Raw genomic sequence first — 10,018 nt, forward strand, 5'->3', positions numbered from 1 at the left:
GCCGCCTGCTCTTATTTTTCGGCTCACCGGACAAGGTCAAAAGAGTACCTATAACAGATTGAAGAAACATTCGACATTTTTTTGTCATGTACTCAGGAATTTACTTATGATTTCCGTTAATTTCTCAAGGTAATAAACATCTGTTTCGTCCAATATGTCGTATTTTTCGCTGTCGATATCCAATACTCCTATTACTTCTTTTTGGGTGTTGAAAATAGGAACGACAATTTCCGATACAGACTGTGAACTGCATGCTATGTGTCCGGGAAATTTGTTAACATCCGGTACAAGCAAACTCTTTTTTTCTTTCCATGCTGTACCGCAAACGCCTTTTCCGAATTTTATACGCGTACATGCCAACGGGCCTTGAAAAGGGGCCAGTACAAGCTCGTCGCTTTTTACCAGATAGAAGCCTACCCACCACCAACCGAAAACCGTGTGCAACGCAGCCGATATGTTTGCAAGGTTTGCAATTAAATCGGTTTCTCCGCTTATCAGCGATTCTATTTGCGGAAGTAGCGATTCGTATTTTGCTTTTTTATCTGTAGCTTGTGAAATCTGGATTTGTTCAGACATATAGTATTATGAAAAAAGAGCCCTGATTTCTCAAAGCTCAAATGTAAATTTTATTTCAATAAAAGTTGTGCGGCAACCTCGTCGGAGGCTTTTTTGCCTTCGAGAATTTCAAGCAAGGTCAGTGCAAATTTGAAAGTCAGTCCGGGGCCTCTTCCAGTGATGATGTTCCCATCTATTACAGTTGCTTCGGGAACAAATACCGCTCCATCCAGATATTGCTCGAATCCGGGATAAGCTGTAGCACGTTTGCCTTTCAGCAGACCTAATCCTCCTAAAACCATTGGCGCGGCGCATATGGCAGCAATGTTTTTTCGGGCATCGGCAAATAGTTTTATTTGTTTCTTCAATCCCTCGTGCTCGTTAAGGGCAGTAGTTCCACCCGGCAGAATCAGCATATCTACATCGAAACCGGCTTCTTCAAACAGTATATCGGCGGTTACGGGAATTTTGTGGCTTCCCATTACTTCTTTCTTTCCTGTTATCGACACTGTGCTTACATCTACGTTGCCCCGACGGAGGATATCAACAGTTCCCAATGCTTCAATTTCCTCGAAGCCATCGACCAAAAACAAGAGTGCTTTTTTCATATTCAGTTTATTTTTATGTGGTTAATATAAGCGTGCCACGTTAATTAGCCTGTGTTTATAAGACACATAGAGTTCATATAGATTTCCACATAGTCCACAATAGAAAAATCATATTTCCTATGTGTTTCTACTGTGTTTTCGTAGGTGTTCCTATGCGACCAAAATATATAAAGACAGACTGAATGTCCGGTTTATTTCAATTTGAAATTGTAGGTAATAGTTCCTGCTGCAATATTCCGTCCTGCCGAGAATTTTGTTTTGCGCGCAGCTTCCAACGTGGCTTTTCGTGTTTCGGCATCCGATATGGTGGTCGGGGTGCCTATCGACGCACTTGTAACGCTTCCGTTTTCGTCTACCCGAATGGTTACCGTAATCACCCCTTCTACATTGTTGTTGTAAGTAGGTGTAATTAGCTTTCCGATTAATGCACGCCCGTCGAGCGACCATGAGTTACCATCCGATGAGCCTTTACCTACCGGATTTCCCTGTTGGGTTTCGCCTACGTTTGCGCCGCTTCCTTCGGTGCTCGAGCCTGTCCCAAACATACTGCCTAAGGCATTAGCCCTTTCGATAGCTTCCTGCTCCCTCTTTCGTTGCTCGGCAATGCGGCGTTCTTCTGCAAGCCGTTGTTCTTCCTCCAGGCGTTTTTGTTCGGCCAGTCTTTCTTCCTCTTCTCTTTTCTTGCGTTCCAGTTCTTGTTGTTCTTTCTTCTTTTTTTCCTCCTCTATGCGTGCCAGTTGTAGCGATTCGTCCTCTTGTGTCAATACCGGCTCTTCGGTTGGTGGTTGGGGTGCGGGTTTGTTTTCGGGTACGTTGGGGCGTACAGGGGTAGCGGTAGCTTCCACAGTTTTAGGAGCTTGCACGCTGGTTGCAGGGTTTTGCCCGCCTCCCTCGAACGAGTCGCCGAAACTTACAATAATTCCCTCGTCCTCAGGTGTGCGTGTGCCGGGCATTACGATAAGGAATAGCAACAGCAAAACGATACCGCAAAATAATGCAGAACCTATTATACCATATAAATCCGATTTCTTCACTCTTTTTTACTTCAGTGTTTTGGTGGCTATTACAAGTTTCAGTTTATGCTGGTTTGCAATGTCAAGTACTTTTACCACTTCTTTGTATGCAATATTTTGGTCGGCATGCAGCGCTATGTAAGTGGTCGAGTCTTGTGCTACTATGTCCATAATATAACTTTCGAGCAGGTCGGATGGTATTTGTTCGGGGCGTGCGCTTCCCTTTGCCACAAAGAAATTGCCGTTTTCGTCGATAGATACTTTTGCTACAACCGATTTTGTTGAAGTGGTGGCTTTGCTTTGCGGTAAATTTATTTTGATGTCGTTGGGCGACGACATGGTGGATGCCATAACGAAAAAGAGAAGTAATAGGAATATAATGTCGGTCATCGACGACATGGAGAATCCTGCTTCTGCTTTTGTTCTTTTCTTTAATGCCATAAATAGAATAGTTACAAGTATTTAGTTACGAGTTACAAGTAATTATACGCACTTGATTTATTTTGCAGGCTCGTTCAGTATATCCATGAATTCCATTGTTTTGGATTCGAGGTTGTTCACTACCGAATTAACGCGTGATACCAGATAGTTGTATGCAAAATATGCCAAAATACCCACAATCAACCCGCCGATAGTAGTTACCATTGCCTGATACATACCGCTCGACAGGTCGCTTAACTGTATCATTCCGCTATTGTTCATCGACATGTTATAAAACGTTTGCACCATACCTGTTACCGTACCAAGGAAACCGAGCATAGGAGCCCCACCTGATATGGATGCCATAATTACAAGCCCTTTTTCCAGATTGGCTACTTCGAGGTTTCCTACATTCTCGATAGCTACTAATACATCGTTCAGCGGACGTCCCAAGCGGCTTATTCCTTTCTCTATCATACGTGCCGAAGGAGTATTTACCTCGCGGCACAGGTTGATGGCCGACTCTATTTTGCCGTCGTATATGTAATCTTTAATCCGGTTCATAAACGTGCTGTTTTCTTTCGAAGCCTGTTTTAATGTCACCAGCCGTTCGATAAATAAATAAACGGCAAATGCCAGCATAAGGGCTAACACAATCATGATTGGACCACCATACTTTGCCATAGTCCATAGGTTCATTGACGATTGTTCTGCTACTTCGGATACAACTTCGGGAGCAACTTGTAAAATGAGCATTAAGTTCATATTGGGTTATTATTAAATATGTGTTGTAGAATCGGTTAATTTTTTTGTTTACAATTCAAATCTTTTGTCCTGGTTCAGAGATAAGGAGCGAGAGGTAAGAGGTGAGTTGCTTTGACCTTTTCCCTAATTCTCATGTCTTATATCTTACGTCTTATATCTTGATTCTTGATTCTTGGCTCTTGATTCTTGGTTCTATATTAACTGCTTTTTATACTGTTTTATTGTGTTTTCGAGTCCTAAATACAGCGCATCGGCAATAAGTGCGTGTCCTATCGATACCTCGTCGAGCCAAGGTATATGTGTATGCAGATAAGCCAGATTTTCGAGGCTCAGGTCGTGTCCGGCATTCAATCCCAGTCCTAATTCCTTTGCCAGTTTTGCTGCTTCAACAAACGGGGCAACGGCTTTTTCCCTGTCGGCAGGGTACATCGTAGCATAAGGCTCTGTATAAAGCTCCACACGGTCGGTTCCGCACAGTCTAGCATGCTCCATGTTTTTCAAATCGGTATCTACAAATATGGAAACACGTATGCCGTATTCGTGAAATTTATTTACTACCTGTTTCAGGAAGTCCTTATTTTTCACCGTGTCCCAACCTGCATTTGAGGTAATAGCTTCCGGTGGGTCGGGTACAAGCGTCACCTGTTCCGGCTTTACGGAGCAAACCAAATCGATAAACGACTCGGAGGGATAGCCCTCTATATTAAATTCGGTGGCGACGAGCGGGCGCAGGGCATACACGTCGGCGTAGCGTATGTGGCGTTCGTCCGGGCGCGGATGAACTGTAATGCCTTCGGCTCCAAATCGTTCGCAGTCTTGTGCTACTTTGCATACATCGGGTACGTTTCCGCCCCGTGCGTTGCGTAATGTTGCTATCTTATTGATGTTGACACTTAGTTTGGTCATATCGTTTTTTATAAACTTATTTTGGTTGAAACTGTTGTTTCTTCTGTTATCATTTTGTTCCTTTGTAGATACAAATGCATGAAAAAACTGATTTTGCTACAAAAATAGTTTAAAATTATTGAATCAGGTATAACTGATTGTTTTACTTTTGTTTTTTTATGTAGAATATCCCGTAGGGATTTAAGTTTGGTAATAACGGATTATCCTATCAACTTGCGTACCTACGGCACGCCCGATATATTTGAAAATATTATTCTGCCAAACTACCGCTCCTGACGGAGTGTACGTGTTTTCTTTAAAATATTATTTGCTTATGAGAATTGCTGTTTTTGGAAATATATACCGCGAGACAATGCTTTCGCAAATTAAAATCATATTCGATTACTTTAAAAACAAACAGGTTACGTTTTTGTTTGAGAAAGTTTTGTATGACTTTGTAAGCCAATCGCTGGAGACGGCAGCTTTGCAGATAGAAGTAATGCGTGATGATGATTTTCGGGCCGATTTGGCATTGAGCATTGGTGGCGACGGTACGTTTCTGAATACAGCCTCGCATATCGGGGCAAAGCAAATACCTATTCTTGGCATTAATATAGGGCGTCTGGGGTTTTTGGCTGACGTTACGGATGACAGGATAATTAAAGCACTAAAGGCTTTTGAAGATGGAAATTATGCGATTGAGGAACGCACCTTGCTGCATATTCAGACTTCGGATAATACGGCTTTGGAATATCCCTTTGCGCTGAATGAAATTGCAATTCTGAAACAAGACAGTTCGTCTATGATAAGCATCAATACCAGTGTGAATGGTGAAGTTGTACACACTTATCAGGCCGACGGATTGCTTGTGTCTACGCCCACAGGCTCTACAGCTTATTCGCTGAGTGTGGGAGGGCCTATTGTAGCTCCTCAGGCTCAGAATTTTATCCTTTCGCCCGTTGCGTCGCACAGCCTTAATGTGCGCCCGCTTATTATTCCCGACTCGTGGACTATTGAACTGGAGATTTTCAGCCGGAGCAATTCCTACCTGATTGCAGTAGATGGACGGTCCAAAGTGCTCGACCAAAAAACAAGATTGCGGATAACCAAAGCTGATTATACCATCCGTGTGGTAAAGCAGAAGGATTATAACTTTTTCGATACGCTGAAGAATAAACTGATGTGGGGAGTAGATAAGAGGATGTAGAGATAAGAGGAATGAAAGAATGGGAAGTAGTAAAGGAAATAAGGGAAAAGGAATCTTGTGAAATAGATATGTAAGCGTTTAGTTGTCAATGTTAAAAACCTTATTTTTCGTATTAAACCTTAGTAATGGTAATAAAGACCGGTAGCTTCAACCTTATTAGCTTATTTTCCTGTTATTCAATAAGCTAATAAGGTTTAGTTTGCCGAAATATTGAAATTACTAAGGTTTATTTCTGAAAATAAGGTTTCATTGTCAGGCTAATTTTATTGAATATAATCTTCTACCGGCGCAAGTTTAGCGTAGCGCAACTTGTGTCTCAAATAAGTGCAGTTTAAAACTGCACGAAACGTAGGTACAAGTAACAGACTTGCACCACAGGTGGGGGTCAATGTTAAAAACCTTATTTTTCGTATTAAACCTTAGTAATGGTAATAAAGACCGGTAGCTTCAACCTTATTAGCTTATTTTCCTGTTATNGGCGCAAGTTTAGCGTAGCGCAACTTGTGTCTCAAATAAGTGCAGTTTAAAACTGCACGAAACGTAGGTGCAAGTCACAGACTTGCACCACTGGTGGTGATTTATTAACTGCGGATTTTAAATTCGATGAAACAAATGTAATTCGTAACTATTTTACTTATGGATAAAGATATTTTAGCCTCAGTTCGTCAGGCGTTGAAAGATAATGTTGACGAAAAAACGTTTAATAATTTCGACAGGGTTTTTAAAGAAAAAGTAACCTTTTATGGTGTGAAAGTACCCACAGTCAATAAAATAAGTAAGGAGCATTTTCAGTATATAAAAGACCTGCCCAAGAAAGAAATATTTGGCTTATGTGAGGAACTTTGGAAATCGGGTTATAGCGAGGAATCATACGTTGCCTGCAACTGGTCGTATTATATCTATAAACAGTATACGCCCGATGATTTTGCGGTTTTCGAGCGTTGGGTGAATTTGTATGTGAATAATTGGGCTTCGTGCGATACGTTGTGCAATCATACTATTGGCGATTTAGTAATGATGTATCCGGAGTATGTGCAGAATCTGAAAGTGTGGGCTAAATCCGAAAACCGTTGGGTGAAGCGTGGGGCTGCCGTTACCTTAATCATTCCGGCACGAAAAGGGCTGTTCTTGGATGATATTTTTGAAATAGCAGAAACTTTATTGATGGACAAAGACGATTTGGTGCAAAAGGGCTATGGATGGATGCTTAAAGCGGCTTCAGAGAGCTATCAGAGAGAGGTTTTTGATTTTGTCGTTTCCAAAAAAGACGTGATGCCGCGTACCGCATTACGTTATGCTATCGAGAAAATGCCGAAGGAACTGAAAGCAGAAGCAATGAAGAAATAACGAGCAATACCGATAGGGTAGAGCGGTAAGGTGGATAATGTGAAATTGTCCATCTTTTTTTGTCTGATGAACTTTGATTGACATGACAATAAGTCCTGTTTTTGCTAATTTCGTACGTAAAATACGTCGAAACGCGTCATTTTGTCTTGTTTTGTAAGGTGGTAAAGAAATTGTGTAGACCTTTTGCACAAAAAATCAATTCGATTGTTCTATATATAGAAGAAGAGAATAAAAACTAAAAAATTAACCACAAATGAACTTTAACAATTTTACAATTAAATCGCAAGAAGCGGTACAAGCAGCCATCGATTTGGTGAAAGCCAAAGGACAGCAAGCTATTGAACCGCCTCATATCCTCAAAGGGGTAATGCAAAGCGGTGAAGATGTCGTTCAGTTTTTATTTGGTAAGCTGGGCGTAAACCTGAATTCGTTGAATGCGGTAGCAGACAGCATGATTGAGAGCTGTCCGCGCGTATCGGGTGCAGAGCCATATCTGAGCCGCGAATCGAACAGCGTGTTGCAGAAAGCGGTGTCGCTATCATCTAAAGCAGGCGACCAGTTTGTCTCGCTCGAATATATTTTATTGGCGTTAGTAGCCGAGAAAAACATGCTTACAAAGGCGCTGAACGATGCCGGAGTGAGCGAAAAAGGTTTGGAGGCTGCTATTGCAGAGTTACGCAAAGGCTCAAAGATAAATTCAGCATCGGCCGAGGATAGTTATAACTCGTTGGAGAAATATGCTATTAACCTAAATGAGCGGGCTCGCTCAGGTAAGCTCGACCCTGTTATCGGACGGGATGAGGAAATACGCCGTGTGCTTCAAATCCTGAGTCGCCGTACAAAGAACAACCCTATACTGATAGGCGAGCCGGGAACGGGTAAAACTGCTATTGCCGAGGGGTTGGCGCATCGTATTGTGCGGGGTGATGTACCCGAAAACCTGAAATCGAAGCAGATTTTCTCCCTTGATATGGGAGCTCTGATAGCAGGAGCTAAATATAAAGGTGAGTTTGAAGAACGCCTGAAAGCTGTTGTAAACGAGGTTACCAAGTCGGATGGCGAAATCATTTTGTTTATCGACGAGATTCATACACTGATAGGCGCCGGTAAAGGCGAGGGCGCTATGGATGCTGCCAATATTTTAAAACCTGCTTTGGCACGTGGGGAGCTACGCTCAATAGGTGCTACTACGTTGGACGAATATCAGAAGTATTTCGAAAAAGATAAGGCTTTGGAACGTCGTTTCCAGATAGTGATGGTAGAAGAGCCGGACGAGGCGAGCACTATCTCTATCCTTCGTGGGTTGAAAGAGCGGTATGAAAATCACCACAAAGTGCGGATTAAAGATGATGCCATTATAGCGGCTGTGGAGCTTTCGAGCCGGTATATTACCGACCGTTTTCTGCCCGACAAGGCTATCGACCTGATGGACGAGGCAGCGGCACGCTTGCGTTTGGAGGTGGACTCGGAGCCGGAAGAACTGGATAAACTTGAACGTAATATCAAACAGCTTGAAATTGAGCGTGAAGCGATAAAACGTGAAAAGGATGATAAGAAACTGGCTTCGCTGAACGAAGAGATTGCTAACTTGAAGGAGGAAGCAAAGGAATTGCGTGCTAAATGGAGTTCGGAAAAGACATTGATAGACCAAATACAGCAGGCTAAAATTGATATTGAGAATTATAAGTATGAAGCCGACCGTGCCGAGCGGGAAGGTGATTTGGCTAAGGTAGCTGAAATACGCTATGGTAAAATAAAGGAATCGGAAGACCTCATTGTCAATCTGCAAAAGGAGCTTGATAAAATGCAGAGCAACAACGCAATGATAAAGGAGGAAGTGGATAGCGAGGATATTGCTGATATTGTGAGCCGCTGGACTGGTATTCCTGTGAAAAAGATGCTACAGAGTGAAAAAGACAAACTCCTGCATCTGGAGGAAGAACTTCATAAACGTGTTATCGGGCAGGACGAGGCTATCAATGCCGTAGCTGATGCGGTGCGCCGTAGCCGTGCGGGCTTGCAAGACCCCAAGCGTCCTATTGGTTCGTTCATCTTTTTAGGAACAACGGGGGTAGGTAAAACCGAGTTGGCAAAGGCTTTGGCCGAGTACCTGTTTGATGATGAGAACATGATGACACGGATTGATATGAGTGAATATCAGGAAAAGTTTTCGGTAACACGCCTGATTGGTTCGCCTCCGGGTTATGTGGGTTACGACGAAGGAGGACAGCTTACCGAGGCTATCAGGCGGAAACCATACTCTGTGGTGCTTTTCGACGAGATAGAGAAAGCACACCCCGATGTGTTCAATGTCTTGCTGCAAGTGCTGGACGATGGTAGGCTGACCGATAATAAGGGGCGTACTGTGAATTTCAAGAACACAATTATCATCATGACTTCGAACATGGGGTCGAATATAATTCGTGAGAATTTTGAAAAAATTACTCCTGAGAATCATGATGAAGTGATTGAAAAAACGAAGAACGAAGTGTTCGACTTGTTGAAACAAACCATTCGTCCTGAGTTTCTCAACCGGATTGACGAACTGATAATGTTTGCTCCGCTGAACGAAAATGAGATTGAGAAAATTGTCCGGTTACAAATTGACAGTGTTACACGCATGCTGAAACAGAATGGGGTGACGTTGGAAATTACGGATAAAGCTGTTGATTTTCTGACGCGTGAGGGCTACGACCCTCAATTTGGTGCACGTCCGGTAAAGAGGGCTATTCAACGCTATATATTGAACGACCTTTCGAAAAAAATCATTGCAGGCGATGTGGATAATAGTAAAAAGATTGTAGTTGATTTGAAAGGTGACGAACTGGTATTTGAGAATAAGTAGCTTGTTTGTTCTTTAATAGTTCGTTATAAATTTTAGTACGCTAAGACGCTATGACGCAAAGGATAAAAAAACACATTGTGTTTTTTATAGCGTCTTTTTAGATGCCTGATTTCCAAATAAGACGCAAACTGAAAAGAGAAAAATGTTGTACATTTTTCTTTTCCATAGGTTCTTTGAGTCTTTCCGTCTTTGCGTATGAGATTTTAGCTACTAAATTCAAAATCAGAACTTTATTCGGTTTTATAACGATGTATTGTTCTTACAACTATTGATAAAAGAGTTATTGCTTTTAGTGATAACTCTTTTTTATTTCCAGAATGTCTCGTCCTGAAATAGCGTTACATAAAAAAAGTAATGTTATGAAAGAAATTAA

Annotated in this window: 9 protein-coding genes; 3 read left to right on the forward strand and 6 right to left on the reverse strand. The window is 42.1% G+C overall.

Going from position 1 to position 10,018, the window contains the following annotated elements; translation table 11 throughout:
- Positions 1 to 84: 84 nt before the first annotated feature.
- The 6 genes from D0T49_RS10290 to D0T49_RS10315 form a co-directional block, all read right to left on the reverse strand.
- Entirely contained in the window at positions 85 to 576 is a 492-nt protein-coding gene (locus tag D0T49_RS10290; RefSeq protein WP_163631071.1) for a GAF domain-containing protein, read from the reverse strand.
- Positions 577 to 626: 50 nt separating this feature from the next.
- Positions 627 to 1,163, reverse strand: coding sequence for a DJ-1 family glyoxalase III (locus tag D0T49_RS10295; protein WP_163631073.1), 537 nt, complete (start codon positions 1,161 to 1,163; stop codon positions 627 to 629).
- 191 nt (positions 1,164 to 1,354) lie between these two features.
- Complete coding sequence (locus D0T49_RS13250) at positions 1,355 to 2,197, reverse strand: energy transducer TonB (RefSeq protein ID WP_163631075.1); 843 nt, start codon at positions 2,195 to 2,197, stop codon at positions 1,355 to 1,357.
- 6 nt (positions 2,198 to 2,203) lie between these two features.
- The gene (locus D0T49_RS10305) at positions 2,204 to 2,617 is read right to left on the reverse strand and encodes a biopolymer transporter ExbD (protein WP_163631077.1); all 414 of its coding nucleotides are present in this window, start codon (positions 2,615 to 2,617) and stop codon (positions 2,204 to 2,206) included.
- Positions 2,618 to 2,674: 57 nt separating this feature from the next.
- Positions 2,675 to 3,361 carry a MotA/TolQ/ExbB proton channel family protein gene (locus tag D0T49_RS10310; protein ID WP_163631079.1) on the reverse strand — a complete coding sequence of 229 codons (687 nt, stop codon included), beginning with the start codon at positions 3,359 to 3,361 and terminating at the stop codon, positions 2,675 to 2,677.
- 192 nt (positions 3,362 to 3,553) lie between these two features.
- Entirely contained in the window at positions 3,554 to 4,267 is a 714-nt protein-coding gene (locus tag D0T49_RS10315) for a pyridoxine 5'-phosphate synthase (RefSeq protein WP_163631081.1), read from the reverse strand.
- A gap of 313 nt (positions 4,268 to 4,580) precedes the next feature.
- Between D0T49_RS10315 and D0T49_RS10320 the strand changes: the two genes are divergently transcribed.
- The 3 genes from D0T49_RS10320 to clpB all read left to right on the forward strand — a co-directional run bounded on the left by D0T49_RS10320 (position 4,581) and on the right by clpB (position 9,645).
- Positions 4,581 to 5,453: an NAD kinase gene (locus D0T49_RS10320; RefSeq protein WP_163631083.1), complete on the forward strand. Its 873-nt coding sequence runs from the start codon at positions 4,581 to 4,583 to the stop codon at positions 5,451 to 5,453.
- Between the two features lie 636 nt (positions 5,454 to 6,089).
- Positions 6,090 to 6,800 (forward strand): DNA alkylation repair protein, encoded by a 711-nt coding sequence (locus tag D0T49_RS10325; RefSeq protein WP_163631085.1) that lies wholly within the window; start codon positions 6,090 to 6,092, stop codon positions 6,798 to 6,800.
- 253 nt (positions 6,801 to 7,053) lie between these two features.
- Positions 7,054 to 9,645: an ATP-dependent chaperone ClpB gene (gene clpB, locus D0T49_RS10330; protein ID WP_163631087.1), complete on the forward strand. Its 2,592-nt coding sequence runs from the start codon at positions 7,054 to 7,056 to the stop codon at positions 9,643 to 9,645.
- The last annotated feature ends 373 nt before the right edge of the window (positions 9,646 to 10,018 follow it).

This window comes from Paludibacter sp. 221 (assembly GCF_010501035.1).
GTDB lineage: Bacteria > Bacteroidota > Bacteroidia > Bacteroidales > Paludibacteraceae > QVMH01.